Raw genomic sequence first — 23,029 nt, forward strand, 5'->3', positions numbered from 1 at the left:
CGCTTACATTCTATCGTATTCTAGAGATGTTCAAAAGAGATAGGAGGTAACGCAAAATGACAAAACCTATTCATGTAACATCCGAAATTGGGAAGCTAAAGACGGTTCTCTTGAAACGCCCAGATGTTGAAGTTGAAAACTTCACACCAGATATGATGCCTCGGTTATTGTTCGATGACATTCCATATTTGCCAACTGCCCAGAAGGAACATGACTACTTTGCTGATACTCTAAGAGATAACGGGGTCGAAGTCCTGTATCTTGAAAAACTCGCCGCTGAAGCACTGGATGCTGGTGGTGACGAAGTGAAGAACACCTTCCTTGAAACGATGTTAGCTGAATCTGGCTATGCTGCCGGTGTTACGCACGATGCTTTAAAGGAATATCTTAGCACAATGACGACTCAGGCCATGGTCAACAAGATCATGGGCGGTATTCGGAAGAACGAACTCGACTTTGTCCCACGTGACTTAGTGAGTGCTGCTGAAGAAGAGGATTATGAATTCTTCATGGATCCAATGCCTAACCTCTACTTCACCCGTGATCCTGCCGCTTCCATCGGGGACGGCCTGAGCATTAACCACATGACTTTCCCAGCCCGACAACGGGAATCACTGTTCATGGAAAACATCATTAAATACCACCCACGGTTTGCAAACCAGGGCCTTCAGGTATGGCGTGATCGGAACCATACGACCCGGATCGAAGGTGGGGACGAATTAGTTCTCAGTGATACGGTCTTAGCCATTGGGGTTTCCCAACGGACTTCCGCAGATGCGATTGAAGACATTGCCCGCAATCTCTTCAGCAGTGACAGCGGTTATGAAAAGATCATTGCCATTCGCATCCCACATAACCATGCCATGATGCATTTGGACACTGTGTTTACGATGATCAACAAGGATCAGTTCACAGTTCACCCAGGCATTTTAGGCGAAGGCGGTCACATCGATACCTGGACAATTACCCAGGGCAGCGATGGTGAATTAAGCCTCGATCACAGAACGGATCTGAAGCAGGTCCTGAAAGATGCCCTGCATCTGGATGACCTTGATTTGATTCCAACTGGTAATGGTGACCCAATCATTGCCGGGCGTGAACAATGGAACGATGGTTCTAACACGTTAGCGATTGCACCAGGTGTGGTTGTTACCTATAATAGAAACTATGTATCGAATCAGTTGCTCCGCGAACATGGCCTGAAGGTTCTGGAAGTTCTTTCAAGTGAATTATCCCGGGGTCGTGGGGGTCCACGTTGCATGAGCATGCCACTGGTTCGTGAAGACCTATAATACCTAAATTGAGAAGGAGTTAACATTATGACAGATTTCAAGAATAGCGTTTTTCAAGGACGCTCAGTATTAGCCGAAAAGGACTTTACCGCAGCCGAATTAGAATATTTAATCGATTTTGGGTTACATTTAAAGGCTTTGAAAAAAGCTGGTATTCCTCATCATTATCTTGAAGGCAAAAACGTTGCTTTACTGTTTGAAAAGTCATCCACACGGACACGGTCAGCATTTACTACCGCTGCCATTGATTTAGGTGCCCACCCAGAATTCTTAGGCGCCGGTGACATTCAATTAGGGAAGAAGGAATCTGTCGAAGATACTGCCAAAGTGTTGGGCAGCATGTTTGATGGTATCGAGTTCCGGGGCTTTAAGCAAAGCTCAGTTGAGCAACTTGCTGAATTCTCAGGAGTGCCAGTATGGAACGGCCTGACGGATGAATGGCACCCAACTCAAATGTTAGCTGACTTTATGACAGTAAAGGAAAACTTTGGCCACTTAAAGGGCTTAACGTTAACCTTTATGGGTGATGGTCGTAACAACGTGGCAAACTCACTGCTTGTAACTGGCGCAATTCTTGGTGTCAACGTGCACATTGTTGCACCAAAAGAATTGTTCCCATCACAAGATATTCAAGACATTGCCAACAAGTTCGCTAAGGATTCTGGTGCTGATCTGGTCATTACTGATGACCTGGATAAAGGCATGAAGGGGTCAAACGTGGTTTACACCGATGTTTGGGTCTCCATGGGTGAATCCAACTGGGAAGAACGGGTCAACTTGCTGAAGCCATACCAAGTTAACATGGCTGCATTGAAGAAGACCGGAACGCCCGATGATCAACTGATCTTCATGCACTGTTTACCAGCATTCCATGACACAACTACCGAATATGGTAAAGAAATTGAAGAAAAGTACGGCATCACAGAAATGGAGGTCACTGACGAAGTCTTCCGCAGTAAATATGCTCGCCAATTTGAAGAAGCTGAAAACCGGATGCACTCAATCAAGGCAATGATGGCTGCTACGCTTGGCAATCTCTTCATTCCTCGAGTTTAATATCAACTTCGAAAACAGGCGGATAGCAGAAAATGCGTTCGTCTGTTTTTTCTTTAAGAGCGAGCCGGAACAGTTCAAAGGCTCACGGGTGGTGCGAAACGACAAGCAGCTTAATTAATGTTAACTGCTCGTACGTTACCAGAAAATATGGATTATTTTTTACAGAAGGCGCATAGAGACTTTAGTCCTAAGCGTCATCTATCAGTGGCGTCAACCTGTTGACCCCTTGATAGATGGTGCTTAAGCAAAAGTTTCGTGCCTCAATTGGACACTTAGGTCAGACGGTTTGATCATAACTGCAGTCAACAGTCATAACCAGCAGGCCCACCAAAAAAATGAACAAATAAAGACAATATGGTTATTTTCGGAAACCAAAACTTTCCGGCATTAGTCAAAAATAAAAAACTATCAATAAAGGGTGATTATAATGACAAATCGAAAAATTGTGGTAGCCCTTGGCGGGAACGCAATCTTATCAAAGGATGCTTCTGCTGAGGCCCAGCAACAAGCATTACGGGAAACAGCTCGGTATCTGGTTGAATTTATTAAGCAGGGTGATCAATTGATCATCTCCCACGGAAACGGTCCTCAAGTTGGTAATCTGCTCCTGCAGCAGGCAGCGGGCAGTACTGATAAGAACCCGGCGATGCCACTAGATACGGCAGTGGCTATGACCCAAGGGAGTATCGGTTACTGGATGCAAAATGCACTGAGTGAAGTGTTAGCCGAAAATAACCTCAACGTTGATGTGGCAACCGTTGTAACCCAGGTGGAAGTCAGTGAGGACGACCAAGCCTTCACAAACCCAACGAAACCGATTGGTCCTTTCTACACCAAGGATGAAATTAACTTGATCAAGGCCCAGAACCCAGACCAAACATTCGTTGAGGATGCCGGTCGTGGGTACCGGCGGGTCGTTCCGTCACCAAAACCAGTCGGCGTCAAGGAAGCAAGGGTGGTCAATACCTTAGTTGATGCTGGTATCGTGCCGATTTCAGTCGGCGGTGGCGGTGTTCCCGTTGTGAAGAAGGGCAACCGTTATGTTGGTAAAGAAGCTGTGATCGATAAGGATTTTGCTTCTGAAAAGTTGGCAGAATTGGTGGGTGCTGATTTACTGATTATTTTGACGGCGGTTGATAACATTTATGTCAACTTCAACAAACCAAATCAAAAACAGCTTAACGAGGTTACCGTTGACGAATTGAACACGTATATTAATGAAAATCAATTCGCGAAGGGCAGCATGCTGCCAAAAGTCCAAGCTGCTATTGATTTTGTTGAAAATCGGCCAGATAGCAAGGCCGTTGTAACATCACTTGAAAATATTGGTCGTTTCCTGTCAGATGGCAGCGGCACCATTATTTCCAAGACAGCCGTCACTAGTAAGTAACGTGTCGGATTGAGTTATAATAGGACTATAGCCAAATCGGAGAAAGGGTCCTTATAACTCATGAATAATAAAAGTGACTTCGATAAATATCGATCATTTATTCGTCAACAACCGGAATTTCGTGCATTTCGATCAGAAGAATTTAATCAGTTAGCGGCATCTTTGCAAGTAAAATCGTTTGGCAAGGGGCAGGTGCTCTTTGATCAAGGAGATACCAGGGATCGTTTATATTATGTTATTAAGGGTGTGATGCGACTGGAGCGGTCTGATGAATCTGGTAACTACAGCTTCATCAACTACGTGAAAGCCAATAAGGCATTTCCGTACCGGGGCATGTTCATTGATCATGAATATCCCTATACCGCTTCGGCCATGACGCCCATTGTCATTGCATCATTTTCTATGCCGGTATTTGAAGAAGTGCTTCTTACCAATCGTGATATTATGAAGCGCTTAATTGCACAGATGGGACAGATTATTAATAGTACGGAAAATCGGCTTCAGCGCATGGTCACCTCCAGTGCAAGCAGTCGGGTGCAGCACGCCCTGATCATGCTTGGAGAAGATCTCGGGGAAACGCAAGCCGATGGGACGCTGGCTATTAATTATCCAATCACGCTAATTGAACTCGCACGCGTCAGCGGTACCACACGGGAAACAGCTGGCCAAGTTGTGGCGAAGTTAGCTGAAGAAAATAAGATAAGTTATCAGCACAAAAATTTTCGATTTAATCCAAGTTCACTACATTAAACATCGCGAGAGGGCGTGTCATTAATGGAAGAATCAGGTAAAGGGAAATTAAATCTTATTGAATTAATTGCGTTAGTTGTGGGATCCATCATTGGTGGTGGGGTCTTTAACCTGATGCATGATATGTCTGCCGGCGCTGGTGCCGGCGCCATTATCATTGGGTGGGTCATCACCGCGATTGGGATGTTGATGTTAGCAAAGACATTCCAAAACTTAACCATGAAACGGCCCGATTTGGACGCCGGGGTATACAGCTACGCGGAAGCTGGCTTTGGGAAGTACATGGGCTTTAATTCTGCCTGGGGCTACTGGTTGTCAGCTTGGTTAGGAAACGTTGGCTACGCAACACTGCTGATGAGTGCCGTTGGGTACTTCTTCCCAGTGTTTGGCGATGGTCAAAATATTTGGTCGATCGTGGCCGCCTCATTTATTCTCTGGGCTTGCCACTTCATGATTTTACGTGGGGTCGAATCTGCTTCATTCGTTAACACGATCATTACGGTTGCTAAGTTGATTCCGATCTTTATTTTCTTAGTGACCATGGTTATTGCGTTTAGACTCGGTGTCTTCACTCACGGTTTCTGGTTTACACCAACCGGCACTTTCCAGTTTGGCAATGTCATGAGCCAAGTTCGGAACACCATGTTAGTGACGGTTTGGGTCTTTATCGGTATTGAAGGCGCCGTGGTTTTTTCAGGCCGGGCGAAGAATCGGAAGGACGTTGGCCGGGCAACTGTTTTAGGTATTATTACGGTTATCTTGATTTATGCCCTGATCACCCTGTTATCACTGGGGGTTATGCAACGGGCAGGCTTAGCAAAATTAACGCAGCCCGCCATGGCCGACTTGCTGCAAAGCGTTGTCGGCAAGTGGGGCGCAGTTGTTGTTAATGCTGGGTTGATCATCTCCGTTGTTGGGGCCTGGTTATCCTGGACGATGTTTGCGGGCCAGTTACCTTACGAAGCTGCTAAGGAAGGGACATTCCCGAAGGTCTTTGCAAAGGAAAACAAAAATGGCGCGCCGATCAACTCACTGCTGTTTACCAACATCTGTGTGGAAGTCTTCATGTTCTCATATTTAGTAACAGCATCGGCTTACAATTTCTTCTATTCTATTGCCAGTGCCGCGATTTTGATTCCGTACGCGTTTTCAGCATTCTACCAGTTTAAATATTCAATTCAGGAGTCACCGGAAGTCCCTGGACGCGGCGGCAATATCACGGTTGGGGCCGTCGCAAGTATTTACGCACTATGGCTGCTATTCGCTGCCAACCTGGGCTACATTCTGCTCATGAGTTTGTTGTTTGCGGTCGGTATCCCTGTTTACATTCTGTTACAAAAACGGGATAACAAAGCCGAAAAAGTATTTGGAAATACGGAACGTATCATTGCCATTGTCGTCTTCCTAATTGCGGTATTGACGGTATTTGAACTATTCCGATTGGGTGTTGACGGCGTAACTGGGTTGACTTGGAGTCAGTTTAACCAACTGTTTTAACCTGAAGAAAGCGAGTGTGGGTCAACCATGAAAAAAGAAGTGCGTCAGTCTAAAATTGAACAGATCATCAATCAGTTTGCGGTGACCACTCAGGATGACCTGATGGCGCGACTGAAGGATGCGGGAATCAACGCGACCCAGGCGACAATTTCGCGAGATATCCGAGAAATGCAGATCGTCAAGCAGCAGGACGCTACCGGCGCCTCGCGGTATATGATCTATAAAGCAGGTAATCAAAACGAACTGCAGCATCTTTATCGGGAAATTAGCGAGACTGTAACCAAGTACGAACGGATTCAGTTTCTAACGATCGTCCATACGTTGCCGAGTTACGCAAATATGTTGGCAGCTATTCTGGATGATCTGACACTGGAAGAAGTTTCGGGTACATTGGCTGGTCATGATACGATTGTTTTATTCAGTCCGGACGAAGAACGGGCGCAAATGATCTACGATTTATTCAAACAGCATGCCAATCCAGACCTGGTTGCCGAATAATCAGTGAAATTCAATGAAAAACACGCTTATTGCAAGTTTTATATTGCCGTAAGCGTGTTTTCGTTTTATGGTTAATAGTAAAGACTTAATGAAAAACTAATATGAGTTTTCTGAGAAGGAAAGGACGTTGTTCATGTCAGCAACCATTTCATCCGTTCAAGTATATCCAATTGCAGTACCACTCAAATCCCCGTTTAAAACCGCGCTTCGAACGGTCACTACCGCAGAGAGTCTTCTGGTCCAAATTACCGATTCAGACGGTGTCACCGGACTTGGCGAAGCTGCACCGACTGCAGCAATCACGGGCGACACTTCAGCCAGCATTCGGTATGTGATCGAAAACGTCATTGCACCCAAAATAATTGGGGCCTCGTTAGCTGATTCTGAAGCGCTCAAGGCGTTGATTGAGACCAGTATTGTCAATAATCATAGTCCCAAAGCAGCGTTAAACATTGCGGTTAATGATTTATTAGCGAAACATTACGGTGTCCCCCTGAATGAACTATTAGGCGGGTATCGTCAGCAGATCGAAACGGATTATACGGTCAGCGTTGGGACGACCGACGCCATGGTGACTCATGCCCAACAACTGGTTAAAGAGGGATTTGATACCCTCAAGGTTAAGGTTGGAAATCAGTCGCCATTTGATGATGTGAAACAGGTCCGTGCCATCCGAAAGGCGGTCGGCTCTGAGATTAAAATTCGGCTGGATGCCAATCAGGGGTGGCAGAAAAAGCAAGCCACTGTTGCAATCAATACAATGTATGAAGAGGGGCTGAATCTGGAATTGGTTGAACAACCGGTGCCAGCGGCTGATTTTGAAGGCATGGCTTATGTCACGGCCCACACACCGATTCCAATCATGGCGGATGAAAGTATTTTCTCCGTGGCTGATGCACTTCGGCTCTTAAATATGGATGGCTGTGATATTATTAACCTAAAGCTGATGAAGGCTGGCGGCATTGACAACGCGCTGAGAATTAACACCTTGGCGGAAGCGTTTGGCGTGCCGTGTATGGTGGGCAGTATGATTGAATCACAAGTTTCAGTGACGGCGGCTGCTCACATGGCAGCAGCAAAGGCTAACATTCAATACTATGACTTGGACGCTGCAATGATGTTTCAAAATCAACCGACTGATGGCGGTATCACGCACGAGGGTCGGCTGATCACACTGCCGAATACACCGGGGATCGGCGTCAGTCTTCAGCACAACTAAGAGAGCAAATGAGGTGACAAGAGATGCAGACGAGAAGAGTAATTGTACCAGTAGCCACTTTTTGGACTAGCAAGGACGCCCCAAGAGAAATTGATGCCTTGGCTCTGAAAGGCGACGTTAAGGGCTGGGTGGCTCAAATGACCACCGAGCAGACCATTGATTTGTGTGATGCAAAAAGGCTTGAGACGCAGGCTTTATTTAACGATGAAGTCATCCTTGATCACGTGGAGGGATCCTGGGCGAGGGCGTTCATTACGAGCCAGTCAGATGACAGTGATGCTCGGGGTTATGCCGGCTGGGTGCCAGCGGCGTCTTTATCTGACGCAGAAGTGAGCTATCCCACAACGACAGCACGTGTTCATGTTGCGCAACCGACAACGGCCCTGTATGACCAGCACAAACAACCGATTTTTGACGTCACGATGGGCACTGAATTTACGGAGTTGGCAAATGAAGGCGAATGGCTCAAAGTAGCAACGCCGTTTGGCGAAGGCTATATTCAAAAGATGAGCATCATTGTGACAGCTGATGGGACGACAACTGGTGATCAGATGGTCAGTATGGCTAAACAGTTTCTTGGTCTTCACTACCTTTGGGCGGGGATCTCACCTTATGGATTTGACTGCTCAGGGTTGATGTATACGCTGCACCGGGTCATGGGCTTCTTAATTCCCAGAGACGCCGATGATCAGTCCGTCAATGGTCAACCGATTGCGCCTGAAGAGTTGCAACCAGGGGACTTATTGTTTTACGCTTACGAACATGGCAAGGGCTTTGTCCACCACGTTGGGATGTACGTTGGCAACGGTCAAATGATTCAGTCGCGGACGCCTGGCAAACAGGTCGACATCGCGAAATTGACAGAAATGCGGTACGCGCCAGAGTACGTTGGGGCAAGAAGGTACTGGCGATGAGTTTAGCAGACGACTTGCAGGTACTTGTGCAGCCGTTTGCGGCCAATCAGGTTGGCTTGATGGTGAGCCACGGTGATGACGTGGTGTTTAACTGGCACGCGGATCATGTTTTTCCTGCAGCGTCACTCATTAAACTGGCAATTTCAACAACGATACTGAGCCGGCATCCGAATCTGGAAGCACCGGTTTCGCTGGCGTCGACACCGATTGTTGCCGGAGCTGGCGTGTTGCAATTGATGCCCAGCTTGACGCAATTGCCGCTTAAAACTGTGTTGACACTGATGCTGGCTGTTTCGGACAACTATGCAGCTAACCTGGTTATTCAACGCGTCTCAATGTCCGCTGTCAACCAATGGCTGGACACTAATGATTATCAGGCAACTCGATTACGCCGCTTATTAATGGATACAAATGCGGTTAAAAAGGGTCTTGATAACGTGACCACAGCAGCTGAATCCTGGCGGTTGCTTCGCTACTTGATAACTGCGTATCCCGAAACAAAACAGTGGTTGGGCAACCAGCAGTTTCGATACAAGCTGCCGGCAGCCATCGATGAGATCGACACCCCGATTACCGTCTTGAACAAAACGGGGGAAGGACCTTACGTTGACCACGATGTTGCCCGGTTTTCACTGGCGGATGAGACTTATGACGTGGCGTTGCTAACGGCTGGTATTACTGATCGGACAAGGGCCATTCAACTCCACGAACAAGTGGGTCAACTGATTGCCCAAGTCCTCTTAAGAAATTGTTAGCAGACGTATAAATTTTTATAAAAAAGTTGCAAGTTTATGCGACTTTTTTTGTTGGCATGCTACACTGTTCTTAGTTGAAAAGCTGCGTACCGAATATAGTATATATGCTATTGCCCATTTTTAAGTGTGCTATTCATCTTGAAAAGAGGCAACGTTGCGCGGCAGATTAGCCAATTTTTCTTATCTTATTTTTTATGAGTTGCCACGGCCGAAAACGGTGATTTTTGGCGATTTACGGCATGTTTTCGTGGTAAAGGAAAGGAGACTCGCTCAGTATGTGAAGGGTTTTTACCGCACACTGGGTGAATAACAATCATGAAAAAGACAGTTCGGTTAGGGATTTTAGCTGCAGTGTTACTGCTCACTTTAGGAACGGGCAGCAGCGTGCTGAGTCATGCGGATACCACAACCACAGATACGACTTCTAGTGCAGCAACTGACAGCAGTGACAGTGCTGATTCGAGTTCGGCTGTTCAGACAAAGGCCTTGTCCAAATCGTACGTGGTTTACGGCAGTGGTCTTGCGTCAGAGGATAAGGATGCCGTAGCTAAAGCACTGGGAGTCCAGTCAAATTACGAAAGTTTAACGGTGACTGGTTCAGACTACGCCAAGTACATTAACGCCGCTGGGACAACTGATGCCAGCATGATAAGTTCTGTATCGCTGGCACCTGCTGATCCCGGTTCGGGTGTGAAGGTTAACATTGCAAAGTACGACGGCAGCGATAATATTACTGAAGTGACCTCGCAACAGTACGCCATGGTTGCAACGATGGCCGGGGTCAAAGACGTCATCATTACCGTGACGGCTGACAAGTCGGTTTCGGGCGAATCAGCGCTAACTGGTGTATACAAGGCGCTTGCAGCTGATGGCATCACGCTGAATTCCGAGAACACTTCAGCTGCCAACAGTGTTTTGGACGCCACGCAACCAGCAATTGATTCTAATTCAAGTAATAAGAGTTACCCAGGGAAACTGATGTCAGCGGTTGGGGAAGTTTCCTCAAAGCTGGCAAAACAACGGCAAAATTCCAATGAATACGCAACTAAATCTGATATTGAACAAATGTTGAACGATGCACTGTCGAGCAAGGGAATCAAGTCCTCGACGTCGACGACCGTGATCAACAATATCGTCATTGCATTAGCCAAAGTCCAGAAGGCACCGGTTTCGAGCACTTCGAGCTACGTCACAAATGTCAAATCCATGGCGAGTTCCTTGAGCAGTTCTGTAGGTAACAAGATGGCGGAGTTAAAAGATTTTGCCAGTCGAGCAGACACAAGTGGTATTATGGGCTTCTTGAGCCGTATCTGGCAGACTATTGTTAATTTCTTTTCAAATCTCTTCTAGTCTGTAACAAAAGTGTAACAATTCACGAAAATAGCACGTTCTGTGACGTTGAAAACGCCATCAGAACGTGTTTTTTTCGTGGAACATACGTTCAAGCATTCTTATGAATCGCAAGGAATTCTTAAACTTTAAAACGAAAAATTTAGAAGTTGTGGTACTATAAGCTTGTAACTTGATTAAAATATTAGCTTTTGTATACGCCAAAATGGCAAAAACAGGAGGGGTGATCCGATTTGGGAAAACAACATTCATCTGTAAAGGTACTTACTGCGGGTGTTATTGGCGCAGCCGGCTTTATGATTGCCGGGTCATTTCAATCTGCCAGCGCCAAAACTATCACTGTTAAGTCGGGAGATACAGTTTCGGCTCTGGCCAAGAAATATGGTGTTTCGGCCAGTGCCTTAGAGAAGACCAATCACATTACCAAGGATCGAATTTTTGCGGGGCAAAAGATTACGTTGCCAGGGACAACGAAGACCACCGCAAAAACAACAACTAAGGCCAACGCTGCGGCAGCAAAAACGACAAAATTATCGTCGACATCGACGGCTAAGACCACGACTTCAAAGACTACATACACTGTTAAGTCGGGTGACACACTGTGGGCAATCAGCTCAAGGTACGGTGTGACCGTAAGCCAAATCAAAAAATGGAATAATTTATCGAGTGACTCAATTACGACTGGCCAAAAACTAGCAATCAGTGCTTCGTCTGCAAAGACCTCAACGAGCACCAGTTCTACGACAGCTTCGACTAAGAAGGCCACCACAAAAACAAGTTCAACGACCGCAACCACTAAGAAGACGACCACAAAGAAGACAACAAGCTCTGATAAGGCTGATGCTGTTTCATCGACGTCCACGGCTTCAGTCGCAAGTTATGCGGTTAAATTAGCCAGCGAAAAAATTCCTTACGTCTGGGGCGGGGCCTCACTTAAAGGGATGGATTGTTCTGGCTTGACGATGTACGTTTACCAACACGCTGCTGGTATCACATTGCCGCATAACACCGTTTCACAGGAATCAATGGTTTCTAAACACGCTGTAAGTAAGGCTCAAGTGGGTGATCTGTTATTCTGGGGCAGTGCCGGTGCAACCTATCATGTTGCTATCTACATTGGTAATAACGAATATGTTGCTGCACCCGAACCTGGCGAAGATGTTCAGATTCAAACGATCAGTTCATACTTCATGCCGAGTTTTGCTGGGACTGTGAATAGCTAAATTATTTAAAAATAAGTGTTCACATTTTGGACATTTGGTGTTATAGTTCCTGAGTCGCTTAAGTTGCTTAGATTATTATGCTAGTTAAAGGGGTGTAATCTGATGAGTAATCGTTCAGAAATTATCGAAGAATATCAACAAAAAAACCGTGAGCTTGATGCCTTAAAGCAGGATGAAGCACATCACGTTGAGGCTTGTACCGACACAATAACGATTGAACCGAAGTATGGTCAGCAGATGGCAGCCCTATCTGAGCAATGCTCAGAATTGAGTGCGATTCTTGAAGCTATGGCCGCATCCGAAGATTAATCTAACTGTAATTGTGGAAACCGCTAACTGTCTTTTCTTATGAAAAAGCCAAGTTATCGGTTTTTTTGTGTACTGTTTATCGTTTAATTGCGATAATGGGCAAACCCCACCTAGTTATTCTGCGTGCGGGCAATTGAGCCAGTGAGGGCGAATATGAGCTGTTTTAGCATACAATCGTTTAATCTCGGGAAGATTTGCGATACTGGCTAAATCAGCGTGCAAGGGAGCCAAGGCTGCACTTGCAGCGGTGCGCTGACATCAACCATTTTTTTCGATAAAAAAAGACGTCAACGCCGACGTCTTGACCTTACGATTGCATCTAAGCACCACTGCTTTTTAATTGCATTGTGAAAATGATGATCGATATTTTGCTTGGCTTAACCAGTGTTATCAAAAAATGCTGTATACAACTAATTTAAATTAAATCGTTGTATCAATCCAGAAGGGATACTTTGAAACTTCAAAGTAGGTGTCCCAGTAGCGACCGCCCATTTCCTCACCGTCTTCTTGACCGTATTCAATTGATGGTGCGATGAGGTGAAGCTTTGGCTCGTGGTAATGATGTACTGATTTGAGCCGCATGTGTTTACCCATTCGGAGCATGAGACCAATCAGCAGCATTTTTGGCAGATGCGGTTTTTCAATAACAATTAGATCCAGATTCGGATCGGTCACCGATGCAGTTGGGGCAACGTTAATCCCGCCACCAAGGTACGGATGGTTTGTCACAGTCACAAGGTAAGCGTGTGGATAAATATCCCGGTGCTGGCCAACGTGAACGGTCAACGGAAAAGAAAGCTGGTTGTATACAACACTGATAAGTGATGACATCCGGCTGAACCAGCCAAGGTGCAATCGTTTTGTCAGCCGCTTGTCAGATTTGCCGTTGGCATCATTGACTACGGCAGCATCAAAGCCGATCCCAATATTGTTGGTAAATACCCCAGTTGTATCCTTCGTTGTATCTCGGAAGGTGCCAATATTGAACCACGTTGAAGTACTGCAACCTAAAATTTGGTTCAGTGCTGCTCGCCAGCGAGTTGACATTTTGATTCCCTTGGCAAAATCGTTACCGCTGCCAACGGGCAGGTAAGCCACTGGAATTGGATGGCTCAAGCTGGCGTCCACGAGTCCGTTCAGCACCTGGTGCAATGTACCATCGCCGCCGATGGCCAGTACAACATTATTGACCGTGGTCAAATCGGGATGCTGTTTGGCATATTGCCGTGCCAGTAAAGTTGCCTGACCAGGGTAGGTGGATTTCGCTACTTGATAACTCACTTGCCGTTCTTGAAGGACTGCTTTAATTTCCGGCCATAGAGACTTCGCTCGGCCACCACCGGCGAATTCGTTTAAAATGATGTAAAAATTGACTGACACGACAACAAGACCATCCTCTCAAAAAATCATACCGTTTAATTATAGCGAACTTTAAGGGTCTAGGCTAGATTGAACCGGGAAAAGTTTACACTAATTTCAGAAGTTCAACAAATGACTATCCAGATTGACGATGTAACGGGGAGCGCTGTTTAGAATTAGCGCTGAATTTTCATACAAGTCGTGGGACAATGGCATCCGGTAATTTACTGATTGTTAATTGACCCCGATATAGTAAACCATAAAAAAAGGACCATCACAACCGAAACGGTTGATGGTCCTTTTAATTAATCCATGATCAGCATTGGCAAAATCATTGGATGACGTTCAGTTTTTTCAAATAAGAAGTTTTGCAAATCATCGATGATAGCGTTGCGAATGGAAGCTTCAGTAGCTTTCTTCGAGCGCATGGCGCGTCGAATCGTTGAAAAGACGAGGCGGCGACCTTCATTCAATAATTCACCAGACTCGCGCATGTACACGAACCCGCGTGATAGGATGTCAGGACCAGCCTGAATCATCTTATCCTTTAGGCTGATGGTGGCGACAACCACAACCAGACCCTCTTCAGACAGCAGTTGGCGATCACGTAACACAACGTTGCCAATGTCGCCAATACCGCTCCCATCGATGTAGACATCACCAGCAGTGAAATGCCCAGCAATTCGAGCTGTATCTTTGGTCAAGGCCAAGACATCACCATTTTCCATGATGTAACTGTGGTCAAGCGGCACGCCGCATTGTTCAGCCAGTTCGGTATGGATTTTCAACATCCGGTACTCACCGTGGATCGGCATGAAGAACTTTGGCTTCATGAGGCGCAGCATGAGTTTTTCTTCTTCTTGGCCACCATGACCAGAAGTGTGAATGTTGTTGACTTTACCGTGGATGACGTTGGCACCGGCTTCTTCAAGTTCATTAATGACGTGGTTGACACTCACAGTGTTCCCAGGAATTGGGTTACTGGAGAAGACAACTGTGTCACCAGGTTGAATTGAAATCTGACGGTGGGTCCCATTTGCGATCCGTGAAAGGGCGGCCATTGGTTCACCCTGAGAACCAGTACACAGAATCAGGGTTTTGTTAGCAGGCAAAGTCTTTAAATCATTTGCATCGACTAACGCATCGTCTGGAATATTCAGATAGCCTAATTCACGGCCATTGACGATGGCTGCTTCCATACTACGACCAAACACAGCAATCTTGCGATCATGTGATAACGCAGTCTCACATGCCGTTTCGATCCGCGAGATATTTGAAGCGAAAGTAGCAAAAATAATGCGGCCCTCGACTTTATCAAAAATCTTCCGAACGGATTTACCGACCCATTTTTCTGACTTGGTCCAGATGGGACGCTCAGCGTTGGTGGAGTCTGCCATCAGACAGAGAACACCTTCGGCACCGAGTCGGGCCATCTTTTGCAGGTCAGGCGGCTGGTTGGTAACGGGTGTCAGATCGAACTTATAGTCACCCGTTTCCACGATAACGCCGGATGGTGTGTGCACTGCAACCCCCATGGTATCAGGAATTGAGTGGGTTGTACGGAAGAAAGATACGCTCGTTTTGCGGAATTTCAAAACGGAATTATCATCAATTTCATGAAGTTCTGCCTGACGCAACAAGCCATGTTCTTCCAGTTTGTTCTTAATTAGCGCTAGGGCTAGGGGACCAGCATAAATCGGCACGTTGAGGTCCTTAAGAAGGTAAGGCACACCGCCAATATGGTCTTCGTGACCATGGGTGATGACCAAAGCCTTAATTTTTTGCTGGTTGGCAATCAGATAGTGATAGTCAGGAATGACATAGTCGATTCCTAAGAGGTCATCTTCCGGGAACTTAATACCGGCATCAATCAGGATAATTTCATCCTGAAATTGAATGCCGTATGTGTTCTTACCAATTTCACCTAAACCACCAACGCCAAAAATTGCGGTTTCGTTATTTTTGACGTTCAGTTTTTTCATTTACTAAACTCCGTCAACGAATAGTCCGGGTTTTCTTTCTCATATTCAAGGAACTTACCCTCAAGCGGTTCGATGAATTCGATGTTGTGCTCAGTGTTAGCGGCAACCAGTGCCCGAGCCTCAACTTCGGTGTCCGCTTCGATGTACAGGGATTTAGTATCCTCGCGCTTCGGGTTGCGAACGTTATCTTCTTGGTAATAAACTTTAAAAATCATAGTCTGTTATTAAACATCCTTTCATAAAAGGAACTCATGAAACTGAGCGCCTTATTTTCTAAACTTATTTGTACCGAACGTCTTAGTTGTTTATGAAACAACAGTTGGTTAAATCTTAGCATACCCATTGAAATTTGTATAGTTTCCAAATTTATAAACCGAGAAAATCGTGATATTATAGAAGAAAACGTAACTGGAGGTGCTGAAAATGGGGGTTACCCTTACAATTGTGATTGCAGTCGTGGTCGCTTTCATCGTCTATGTGCTGGTTCACCGACTGATTGTTCGCCGCACAACACATCAGGCGCAAGAAGAGGCCTTGAATCAAACGAACGTTGCTGTAAAAGCATCGTTGCAGCGGCTGGTTGATGATCGATTCATTACGAAACCGGCGGAATTTGTCACCTCTACAATCAATCCAGATGGCTGGGGCCGCGGTGTGATGGCCTTTGAGTATGTGATTATACTTGACCACGTGACGGACGCGCAACTTCCAATTTTACGCCAGCGATTAAACCATATCTTAGCGGAGTTTACGCAGGATTATCACATTGCATCCGCAGAGGGTGACCAGCAGTCGGCATTTCTCATTACGGATATTTGGCGGCATGAGACCCGAATCCATATGAGCATTGCTTACTTAGTAAATGAAGCAACCGTGGAATATTTGCAGGATCTGCACCGGTTGGAACGACCGGACGCAACCACTGATACGAGTAAAAACGGTTAATAATAAAAAACACCATCTACTGCTGTGAGTGAGATGGTGTTTTTTATAGTACGAAACAATGTTAAACAGCAGAGGACCGCGGCGAAAATAACTTTAATCAAACATTATCGTTCCGTCATCAATTTCAAAGGGGGCGTCCTTATTAATGTGGTCGTAGAACAAGATACCATGCAAATGATCAATTTCATGTTGGCAAATGATGGCCGGATAGTTTTTTAACCGAATCTTGTGCAGTTCGCCCTGCAAGTCTTGATAACGTAAGGTGATTCGATCGTGACGCGGTACATACCCTGGGACTTCAGTATCAACTGAAAGGCAGCCCTCGCCTTCAGTCAATGCCCCAGCTTGAACGGAGTGGCTGATGATCACTGGGTTCACGATAACCTGTTTGAACGGTGATTTGCCACCTTCTTCTTCAACAGGAACCATCACTGCAGCCATCATTTCTGAAACCCCAACTTGAGGCGCAGCCAAACCAACACCGGCGCGCAGACCGTATTTTTTACATAATTCAGGATTCTGGCTAACTTCCAGGTATTCCATCATATCAGCAGCTAATTTTTGATCTTCCTCTGATAGGGGGAAGGTGACCTTTGCAGCTTCTTTTCGCAGGACGGGATCACCGTCGCGCGTAATATCTTTCATTAAAATCAAAAAAATTACCTCCGCATTCCAAAAAATGGAACTCACTTAATAGTTAATTTTAGCATAAAAATGAGAAAGAATGAAACCTAAAAAATGTGAAGAAAATAACAATGTTTTTTCTGAAAACGCTATTCGGCGTGGTTAAGGCAAATCGAGAACTTTTGCGATATAAAAGTAATGAAAGGGCTTGCATGAATTGTGAAAGCGTGTTAATTTAAGAGTGTAGTTGAGAAAGCAAACAATCGATTTCCGGTTTGGAAAGGCCGAAAATAAGATTGAATGCATACAAACGGAAAGGAAAGTGTTAGTTATGGCGAAGAAAACTGGGCAAGTAGTTGATTTTGCGTCAATCAAAGCCAAGATGAGCGATCCTTACAAGAAAACACTCCAAGTAATCAATGAAAAGGGTGAGATCGTAAATCAAGAACTTTTCGATAGTTTTTCAGATGACCAACTCGTTGGTTTCATGAAAGATATGGTTTGGGAACGTGCATTGCACGAACAAACAATGAACTTCTCTCGTCAAGGTCGTTTAGGCTTCTATGCCCCAACCTATGGTGAGGAAGCTAGTGAAATGGGTTCGATTGCAGCTTTCAAAGATCAAGACTTCCTGTTCCCTGCTTATCGTGATTTACCGCAATTAATCAAGCACGGTGCCTCAGTTGCTCAAGGCTTCTTATGGTCAAAGGGTAACGCCGTTGGTGATGATTATGGCGACACGCGTAACTGGTTCCCACAAATCATTATCGGTGCACAATATGTTGAAGCTGCCGGTGCTGCTTTAGGTATTAAGAAGAACGGTGAGAAAGATGCCGTATCATTCGTATATACCGGTGATGGTGGTACTTCACAGGGTGACTTCTATGAAGGTATCAACTTTGCTTCATCTTACCAAGCTCCTGCAGTGTTCATGGTTCAAAACAACGGCTGGGCTATTTCCGTTCCACGGAAGAAGCAAAACGCCGCTGAAACCTTAGCACAAAAAGGTGTTGCTTCAGGTGTTCCTGGTGTTCAAGTCGATGGGATGGATGTTTTGGCAACTTACTTAGCTACCAAGGCAGCCCGTGACTTTGCCGCTGAAGGCAATGGTCCAGCATTGGTTGAAACCTTAACTTATCGTTTCGGTGCTCACTCAAGTGCTGGTGATGATCCTAGTCGTTACCGGACTAAGGAAGAAGAAAAACCTTGGTTCGATGCTGATCCACTGATCCGTATGCGTAAAGTCTTAACCGACAAGGGCTTATGGTCACAAGATCAAGAAGACAAACTTGTCGAAGAATACAAAGACAGCTTCAAGGCATCAATGAAGGAAGCTGAAAATACACCAACGCAATCAGTTGTTGATATGTTGAAGACCACGTTCGAAGAACCAACTCCACAAATCAAGGCTGACATTGCAAGATTCGAAGCAAAGGAGTCGAAGTAACCATGGCTAAATTAACTTATATCAAAGCGATTACAGATGGTTTAGACGTTGTTTTAGGCGAAGATCCAAAGACGTTGATCTTCGGTGAAGACGTTGGTAAAAACGGTGGTGTGTTCCGGACTACTGAAGGCTTGCAAGACAAGTATGGTGAAGACCGGGTTTTTGATACACCATTAGCTGAATCAGGTATTTTAGGATTAGCTATTGGGCTAGCTGCTACTGGCTGGCGCCCACTTCCTGAAATCCAATTCATGGGCTTCACGTTTGAAGCCGTTGACTCAATTGGCGGTCAAATGTCACGTAACCGGTTCCGGTTCAGTGGCAAGCGCGCAATGCCAATCACTATCCGTACCCCATTTGGTGGTGGTACTCATACTGCTGAAATGCACGCTGATAACCTTGAAAACTATTTCGTTGGGACACCAGGCTTACGTGTTGTCACCCCTGCAAACCCATACGATGCTAAGGGTATGATCATCAGTGCCGTTGAAAACAACGACCCAGTGCTGTTCATGGAAAACCTGAAGTTATACCGTTCAATGAAGGACGAAATCCCAGAAGGCAAGTACACTGTTCCGCTAGACACTGCTAAAGTTGCTAAAGAAGGTACTGATATTACCTTGGTAGCATACAGTGCAGAAGTCAACGAATCACTTAAGGCTGCTGATGCTTTGGCAAAGGACAACATCTCTGCTGAAGTCATTGACCTTCGTTCATTGTCTCCAATTGACACTGACACCATTTTCAAGTCAATTGAAAAGACACACAAAGTAGTTGTCATCCAAGAAGCCCAAAAGATGGCCGGCGTTGGGGCACAAGTTGCTTCTGAAATTGCTGAAAATGCCATTATGGATCTTGATGCACCTATCGGCCGTGTTGCTGCCCCAGATTCAGTATATCCATGGGCTCAAGTTGAAAATGACTGGTTACCAAATGCCGATGACATCGAAGAAAAAGCTCGCGAAATTTTGAACTACTAAGATAGCTCACTACACGAATACTTTGTGATATAGAAAGGAAGTTTTCCCATGGCTTTTGCATTCAAACTCCCAGAGCTTGGTGAAGGGATGGCCGAAGGTGAAATTGCTTCATGGCTTGTCAAAGAAGGGGACGACGTTAAGGAAGACGACGTTTTAGTTGAAATCCAAAACGATAAGTCCGTTTCAGAATTGCCATCACCTGTAGCCGGTAAAATTAAGAAGATCCTCAAGCAGGAAGGTGAAACTGCTGAAATTGGTGACACGTTGGTCGAAATTGATGACGGTTCACCTGACACACCTGATGATGGTGGCGACGCAGCGCCTGCTGAAGCACCTAAAGAAGAAGCTGCCGCACCTGCACCAGCTGCCGCTGCACCCGCAGCCCCAGCCGCACCTGCTGCACCAGCTCCTGCAACTGGTGTTCCTGCCTTATCAGATCCTAACAAGACTGTTTTGGCAATGCCTTCAGTCCGTCAATATGCACGTGACAAGGGTGTTGACATCTCTGCTGTTACCCCAACCGGTAACCACGGCCAAATCTTGAAGGCTGATATTGACAACTTTAGTGGCGCTGCTGCACCCGCAGCCGCTGCTCCAGCTGCTGCCGCAGCACCTGCTGCTGCACCAATCAAGCCTTACAAGTCAGCTCAACCTGACCTTGAGACTCGTGAACCAATGTCAATGGTTCGTAAAGTTATCGCTAAGGCAATGCGTTCTTCAAAGGACATTTCGCCTCACGTTACTTCCTTCCAAGACGTCGAAGTTTCTGCTTTGATGGCTAACCGGAAGAAGTACAAGACATTGGCAGCTGATCAAGACATTCACTTGACCTTCTTACCATACATTGTTAAAGCAATGGTTGCTGTTTTGAAGGACTTCCCAGAATTCAACGCGTCAATTGACAGCGCTTCTGAAGAAATTGTTTACAAGCACTACTTTAACATTGGTATTGCAACTGATACTGATCACGGTCTCTATGTACCAAACGTTAAGAACGCTGATGCTAAGGGCTTGTTTGAAATTGCCAAGGAAATTACTGACAACACCCAAGCTGCCAAGGACAACAAGTTGAGTGCCGATGCAATGTCCGGTGGTTCAATCACCATTAGTAACGTTGGTTCAATCGGCGGCGGCTTCTTCACCCCAGTTATCAACCAACCAGAAGTTGCAATCTTAGGTGTCGGCAAGATTGCCAAGGAACCATATGTCAACGAAGATGGCGAAATCGAAGTTGGCAACATGCTCAAGTTATCCTTGAGTTACGATCACCGTTTGATCGATGGGGCGTTAGCACAACGTGCCTTGAACAAACTGAATGATCTGCTTCATGAACCAGAATTGTTATTAATGGAAGGATGACCCTTAATATGTCAGATGTTGAAAAACGCGATACTGTCATTATCGGTGCCGGCCCTGGTGGGTACGTTGCCGCTATCCGGGCAGCTGAATTAGGCCAAAGCGTCACAGTGATTGAAAAATCTGAAACTGTCGGCGGTGTCTGCCTGAACGTTGGTTGTGTTCCTTCGAAAGCGTTGATCAATGCTGGTCACCGTTTCAAAGACGCACAAGATGCTTCTACTTTTGGGATTACAACCCAAGCACCTTCAATCGACTTCTCAAAGACGCAAGAGTGGAAGCAAAAGAAGGTCGTTGATCGGATGACCAGCGGTGTTCGGATGCTGTTGAAGAAGCACAAGGTTGATGTTATCCAGGGCGAAGCCGTTTTGGATTCTGACACCAAGTTGCGTGTTGTTTCAACCGGTCCAAAGCAATTTATGAGTGCTGACGATGGTTTGACCATCGAATTCAAGAACTTGATTATTGCTACTGGTAGCCGTCCCGTTGAAATCCCTGGTTTTAAGTTTGAAGGCCGTGTGGTAGATTCCACTGGTGGTTTGAACTTACCAGAAATTCCTAAAGAATTCGTCGTTATCGGCGGTGGTTACGTTGGGACTGAATTAGCTGGCGCCTATGCCAACTTAGGGTCACACGTTACCATTCTTGAAGGAACCCCTTCGATTTTGCCAAACTTTGACAAGGATATGGTATCCGTTGTCTTGAAGCAAATGAAGAAGAAGGGTATCGATGTTGTGACTAGTGCCATGGCAAAGAAAGCCGTTCAAGATGATTCCAGCGTCACTGTTACCTACGAAGTTGACGGTAAGGAAGCAACTGTTAAGGCCGACTACTGCATGGTTACTGTCGGCCGGAAACCAAACACGGATGACATTGGTCTTGAAATGACCAGCGTTAAGACGACTGACCGTGGCTTAGTTGAAGTTGATACCCAGGGTCGCACCTCAGTATCAAACATCTTCGCCATTGGCGATATCGTTCCTGGTCCAGCTTTGGCTCATAAAGCCTTCTTTGAAGCTAAGACTGCTGCTGGTGCAATTTCCGGCAACAAGACAGCTAATGACTGGGTTGGCGTTCCAGCAGTTTGTTTCGCAGATCCTGAATTGGCCACTGTCGGCTTAACTCAGACTGAAGCTAAGGACAAAGGGATTGAAATTTCAACCGCTAAGTTCCCATTTGCTGGTAACGCTCGTGCCGTTTCACTTGATCAACCAGATGGCTTTGCCCGTTTGGTAACGACCAAGGACGACAACCATAATCTATTGGGTGCCCAAGTTGTTGGACCTGGTGCATCTGACTTGATTGCTGAACTCAGTTTGGCAGTTAACAGTGGTATGAATGCCGAAGATATTGCTTTGACCATTCACCCACACCCAACGTTAAGCGAACCTATTCAAGAAGCTGCAGATGTTGCAATTGGTTTCCCAACTCATATCTAACACTTTGCGATAATAAAAAAGAGACTCGGAGCTTGCTCCGGGTCTTTTTTTATACTTTTTTGGCTCTTTGTCAACTGGTATTGGTGGAGAGTTTTGAAACGCATTTGACTTTATGTCAGATGCGTTTTTGTTTACTCTCGAATCAGGGCGATCCGGTTAAAGAAGTTGGTCAGATTTCGGAAGCCATATCCAATTCGTTTTAGTGTCTTGATCTTACGATTAATACCTTCAATGGGCCCATTTGAGTAAGAGAGACGACAACTATTAAGGACGGCCTCGTAGTTCTTCTTGAAGGACGTTATGGCCGTGTCCATAGCTGAATGTGTGGGCTGATGATAAGTGTTTAACAGTCGCCCAAGAGCTTTAGCTTGGTGACCACGAATGTCAGTTAATAGCGCTTGATAGGTCTGATAGGCGCTGGCGAGACGTGAATCAGCAGAAAGTGCCAGATCAACGGCGTTCTGTTGGGTCATGTATTCGTTGATTCCGCGCAGAAAGACTGGTTTACTGGCGTTAAGCTCGTTTTGATCTTTATGAAGTAACTTCCATTGGGACTTCAAAACCTTGTAGAGACGCGACTTATGGTCATCAATGCCGTGTAAAACACGCAGGCGTTCTGTATCTAATGCCCGGCCAATTAATTG

General features: G+C 45.8%; 22 protein-coding genes. 17 read left to right on the forward strand and 5 right to left on the reverse strand.

Annotation, left to right across the window (positions count from 1 at the left end):
* The first annotated feature begins 56 nt into the window (after window positions 1-56).
* From arcA to FC82_RS08455, 12 genes are all read left to right on the forward strand, one after another.
* Window positions 57-1,292 carry an arginine deiminase gene (gene arcA / locus FC82_RS08400; protein ID WP_056996730.1) on the forward strand — a complete coding sequence of 412 codons (1,236 nt, stop codon included), beginning with the start codon at window positions 57-59 and terminating at the stop codon, window positions 1,290-1,292.
* Window positions 1,293-1,319: 27 nt separating this feature from the next.
* Window positions 1,320-2,348: an ornithine carbamoyltransferase gene (gene argF, locus FC82_RS08405; RefSeq protein WP_054760162.1), complete on the forward strand. Its 1,029-nt coding sequence runs from the start codon at window positions 1,320-1,322 to the stop codon at window positions 2,346-2,348.
* A 427-nt stretch (window positions 2,349-2,775) separates the two neighbouring features.
* Window positions 2,776-3,738, forward strand: a complete 963-nt coding sequence (gene arcC, locus FC82_RS08410; RefSeq protein ID WP_056996731.1) for a carbamate kinase — start codon at window positions 2,776-2,778, stop codon at window positions 3,736-3,738.
* A 60-nt stretch (window positions 3,739-3,798) separates the two neighbouring features.
* Window positions 3,799-4,488 (forward strand): Crp/Fnr family transcriptional regulator, encoded by a 690-nt coding sequence (locus tag FC82_RS08415; protein ID WP_054760164.1) that lies wholly within the window; start codon window positions 3,799-3,801, stop codon window positions 4,486-4,488.
* A 24-nt stretch (window positions 4,489-4,512) separates the two neighbouring features.
* A complete protein-coding gene (gene arcD, locus FC82_RS08420; protein ID WP_056996732.1) occupies window positions 4,513-5,985 on the forward strand; it encodes an arginine-ornithine antiporter in 1,473 nt (490 codons plus the stop codon).
* Window positions 5,986-6,012: 27 nt separating this feature from the next.
* Window positions 6,013-6,483 carry an arginine repressor gene (locus FC82_RS08425; RefSeq protein WP_054760166.1) on the forward strand — a complete coding sequence of 157 codons (471 nt, stop codon included), beginning with the start codon at window positions 6,013-6,015 and terminating at the stop codon, window positions 6,481-6,483.
* 133 nt (window positions 6,484-6,616) lie between these two features.
* A complete protein-coding gene (locus tag FC82_RS08430; RefSeq protein ID WP_056996744.1) occupies window positions 6,617-7,702 on the forward strand; it encodes a mandelate racemase/muconate lactonizing enzyme family protein in 1,086 nt (361 codons plus the stop codon).
* A gap of 23 nt (window positions 7,703-7,725) precedes the next feature.
* Window positions 7,726-8,616: a C40 family peptidase gene (locus FC82_RS08435; RefSeq protein WP_054760167.1), complete on the forward strand. Its 891-nt coding sequence runs from the start codon at window positions 7,726-7,728 to the stop codon at window positions 8,614-8,616.
* Window positions 8,613-9,371: a serine hydrolase gene (locus tag FC82_RS08440; RefSeq protein ID WP_054760169.1), complete on the forward strand. Its 759-nt coding sequence runs from the start codon at window positions 8,613-8,615 to the stop codon at window positions 9,369-9,371. The genes FC82_RS08435 and FC82_RS08440 overlap by 4 nt, the downstream gene beginning before the upstream one ends.
* Before the next feature lie 315 nt (window positions 9,372-9,686).
* Entirely contained in the window at window positions 9,687-10,721 is a 1,035-nt protein-coding gene (locus FC82_RS08445; RefSeq protein WP_054760172.1) for a DUF1002 domain-containing protein, read from the forward strand.
* A gap of 233 nt (window positions 10,722-10,954) precedes the next feature.
* Window positions 10,955-11,944: a C40 family peptidase gene (locus tag FC82_RS08450; protein ID WP_056996733.1), complete on the forward strand. Its 990-nt coding sequence runs from the start codon at window positions 10,955-10,957 to the stop codon at window positions 11,942-11,944.
* A gap of 102 nt (window positions 11,945-12,046) precedes the next feature.
* On the forward strand, window positions 12,047-12,253 hold the full coding sequence (locus FC82_RS08455) for a hypothetical protein (protein WP_056996734.1): 207 nt from the start codon (window positions 12,047-12,049) through the stop codon (window positions 12,251-12,253).
* A gap of 420 nt (window positions 12,254-12,673) precedes the next feature.
* Here the strand turns inward: FC82_RS08455 and FC82_RS08460 are convergent, their stop codons facing one another.
* The 3 genes from FC82_RS08460 to FC82_RS08470 all read right to left on the reverse strand — a co-directional run bounded on the left by FC82_RS08460 (window position 12,674) and on the right by FC82_RS08470 (window position 15,809).
* On the reverse strand, window positions 12,674-13,633 hold the full coding sequence (locus FC82_RS08460; protein ID WP_056996735.1) for a diacylglycerol/lipid kinase family protein: 960 nt from the start codon (window positions 13,631-13,633) through the stop codon (window positions 12,674-12,676).
* A gap of 284 nt (window positions 13,634-13,917) precedes the next feature.
* Window positions 13,918-15,594, reverse strand: a complete 1,677-nt coding sequence (gene rnjA, locus FC82_RS08465; protein ID WP_056996736.1) for a ribonuclease J1 — start codon at window positions 15,592-15,594, stop codon at window positions 13,918-13,920.
* A complete protein-coding gene (locus tag FC82_RS08470; protein ID WP_054760177.1) occupies window positions 15,591-15,809 on the reverse strand; it encodes a DNA-directed RNA polymerase subunit epsilon in 219 nt (72 codons plus the stop codon). Before FC82_RS08470 ends, rnjA begins: the two co-directional genes overlap by 4 nt.
* Window positions 15,810-16,017: 208 nt before the next feature.
* Here FC82_RS08470 and FC82_RS08475 point away from each other — a divergent pair, with 208 nt between their 5' ends.
* Complete coding sequence (locus FC82_RS08475) at window positions 16,018-16,539, forward strand: hypothetical protein (protein WP_054760179.1); 522 nt, start codon at window positions 16,018-16,020, stop codon at window positions 16,537-16,539.
* Between the two features lie 93 nt (window positions 16,540-16,632).
* On the opposite strand, the gene def is transcribed toward FC82_RS08475, so the two are convergent.
* A complete protein-coding gene (gene def / locus FC82_RS08480) occupies window positions 16,633-17,193 on the reverse strand; it encodes a peptide deformylase (protein WP_056996737.1) in 561 nt (186 codons plus the stop codon).
* Between the two features lie 301 nt (window positions 17,194-17,494).
* Between def and pdhA the strand changes: the two genes are divergently transcribed.
* Genes pdhA through lpdA form a run of 4 tightly spaced genes read left to right on the forward strand, consistent with a single transcriptional unit; the run spans window position 17,495 to window position 22,385 of the window.
* Window positions 17,495-18,610: a pyruvate dehydrogenase (acetyl-transferring) E1 component subunit alpha gene (gene pdhA / locus FC82_RS08485; RefSeq protein ID WP_056996738.1), complete on the forward strand. Its 1,116-nt coding sequence runs from the start codon at window positions 17,495-17,497 to the stop codon at window positions 18,608-18,610.
* Window positions 18,611-18,612: 2 nt separating this feature from the next.
* The gene (locus tag FC82_RS08490; protein ID WP_054760181.1) at window positions 18,613-19,590 is read left to right on the forward strand and encodes an alpha-ketoacid dehydrogenase subunit beta; all 978 of its coding nucleotides are present in this window, start codon (window positions 18,613-18,615) and stop codon (window positions 19,588-19,590) included.
* Between the two features lie 48 nt (window positions 19,591-19,638).
* A complete protein-coding gene (locus FC82_RS08495) occupies window positions 19,639-20,949 on the forward strand; it encodes a dihydrolipoamide acetyltransferase family protein (RefSeq protein WP_054760184.1) in 1,311 nt (436 codons plus the stop codon).
* Window positions 20,950-20,957: 8 nt separating this feature from the next.
* Window positions 20,958-22,385 carry a dihydrolipoyl dehydrogenase gene (gene lpdA / locus FC82_RS08500; RefSeq protein WP_056996739.1) on the forward strand — a complete coding sequence of 476 codons (1,428 nt, stop codon included), beginning with the start codon at window positions 20,958-20,960 and terminating at the stop codon, window positions 22,383-22,385.
* A 131-nt stretch (window positions 22,386-22,516) separates the two neighbouring features.
* Here the strand turns inward: lpdA and FC82_RS08505 are convergent.
* Window positions 22,517-23,029: transposase (locus FC82_RS08505; protein WP_082620273.1), on the reverse strand; the 513-nt coding region annotated here is incomplete at its 5' end.

The organism is Secundilactobacillus collinoides DSM 20515 = JCM 1123, assembly GCF_001435975.1.
Lineage (GTDB): Bacteria > Bacillota > Bacilli > Lactobacillales > Lactobacillaceae > Secundilactobacillus > Secundilactobacillus collinoides.

Bases quoted from the DNA above. Each gene is read 5' to 3' on its own strand.
- arcA (WP_056996730.1), top strand. From the start codon at position 57: ATGACAAAACCTATTCATGTAACATCCGAAATTGGGAAGCTAAAGACG.
- argF (WP_054760162.1), top strand. From the start codon at position 1,320: ATGACAGATTTCAAGAATAGCGTTTTTCAAGGACGCTCAGTATTAGCC.
- arcC (WP_056996731.1), top strand. From the start codon at position 2,776: ATGACAAATCGAAAAATTGTGGTAGCCCTTGGCGGGAACGCAATCTTA.
- FC82_RS08415 (WP_054760164.1), top strand. From the start codon at position 3,799: ATGAATAATAAAAGTGACTTCGATAAATATCGATCATTTATTCGTCAA.
- arcD (WP_056996732.1), top strand. From the start codon at position 4,513: ATGGAAGAATCAGGTAAAGGGAAATTAAATCTTATTGAATTAATTGCG.
- FC82_RS08425 (WP_054760166.1), top strand. From the start codon at position 6,013: ATGAAAAAAGAAGTGCGTCAGTCTAAAATTGAACAGATCATCAATCAG.
- FC82_RS08430 (WP_056996744.1), top strand. From the start codon at position 6,617: ATGTCAGCAACCATTTCATCCGTTCAAGTATATCCAATTGCAGTACCA.
- FC82_RS08435 (WP_054760167.1), top strand. From the start codon at position 7,726: ATGCAGACGAGAAGAGTAATTGTACCAGTAGCCACTTTTTGGACTAGC.
- FC82_RS08440 (WP_054760169.1), top strand. From the start codon at position 8,613: ATGAGTTTAGCAGACGACTTGCAGGTACTTGTGCAGCCGTTTGCGGCC.
- FC82_RS08445 (WP_054760172.1), top strand. From the start codon at position 9,687: ATGAAAAAGACAGTTCGGTTAGGGATTTTAGCTGCAGTGTTACTGCTC.
- FC82_RS08455 (WP_056996734.1), top strand. From the start codon at position 12,047: ATGAGTAATCGTTCAGAAATTATCGAAGAATATCAACAAAAAAACCGT.
- rnjA (WP_056996736.1), bottom strand. From the start codon at position 15,594: ATGAAAAAACTGAACGTCAAAAATAACGAAACCGCAATTTTTGGCGTT.
- FC82_RS08470 (WP_054760177.1), bottom strand. From the start codon at position 15,809: ATGATTTTTAAAGTTTATTACCAAGAAGATAACGTTCGCAACCCGAAG.
- FC82_RS08475 (WP_054760179.1), top strand. From the start codon at position 16,018: ATGGGGGTTACCCTTACAATTGTGATTGCAGTCGTGGTCGCTTTCATC.
- pdhA (WP_056996738.1), top strand. From the start codon at position 17,495: ATGGCGAAGAAAACTGGGCAAGTAGTTGATTTTGCGTCAATCAAAGCC.
- FC82_RS08490 (WP_054760181.1), top strand. From the start codon at position 18,613: ATGGCTAAATTAACTTATATCAAAGCGATTACAGATGGTTTAGACGTT.
- FC82_RS08495 (WP_054760184.1), top strand. From the start codon at position 19,639: ATGGCTTTTGCATTCAAACTCCCAGAGCTTGGTGAAGGGATGGCCGAA.
- lpdA (WP_056996739.1), top strand. From the start codon at position 20,958: ATGTCAGATGTTGAAAAACGCGATACTGTCATTATCGGTGCCGGCCCT.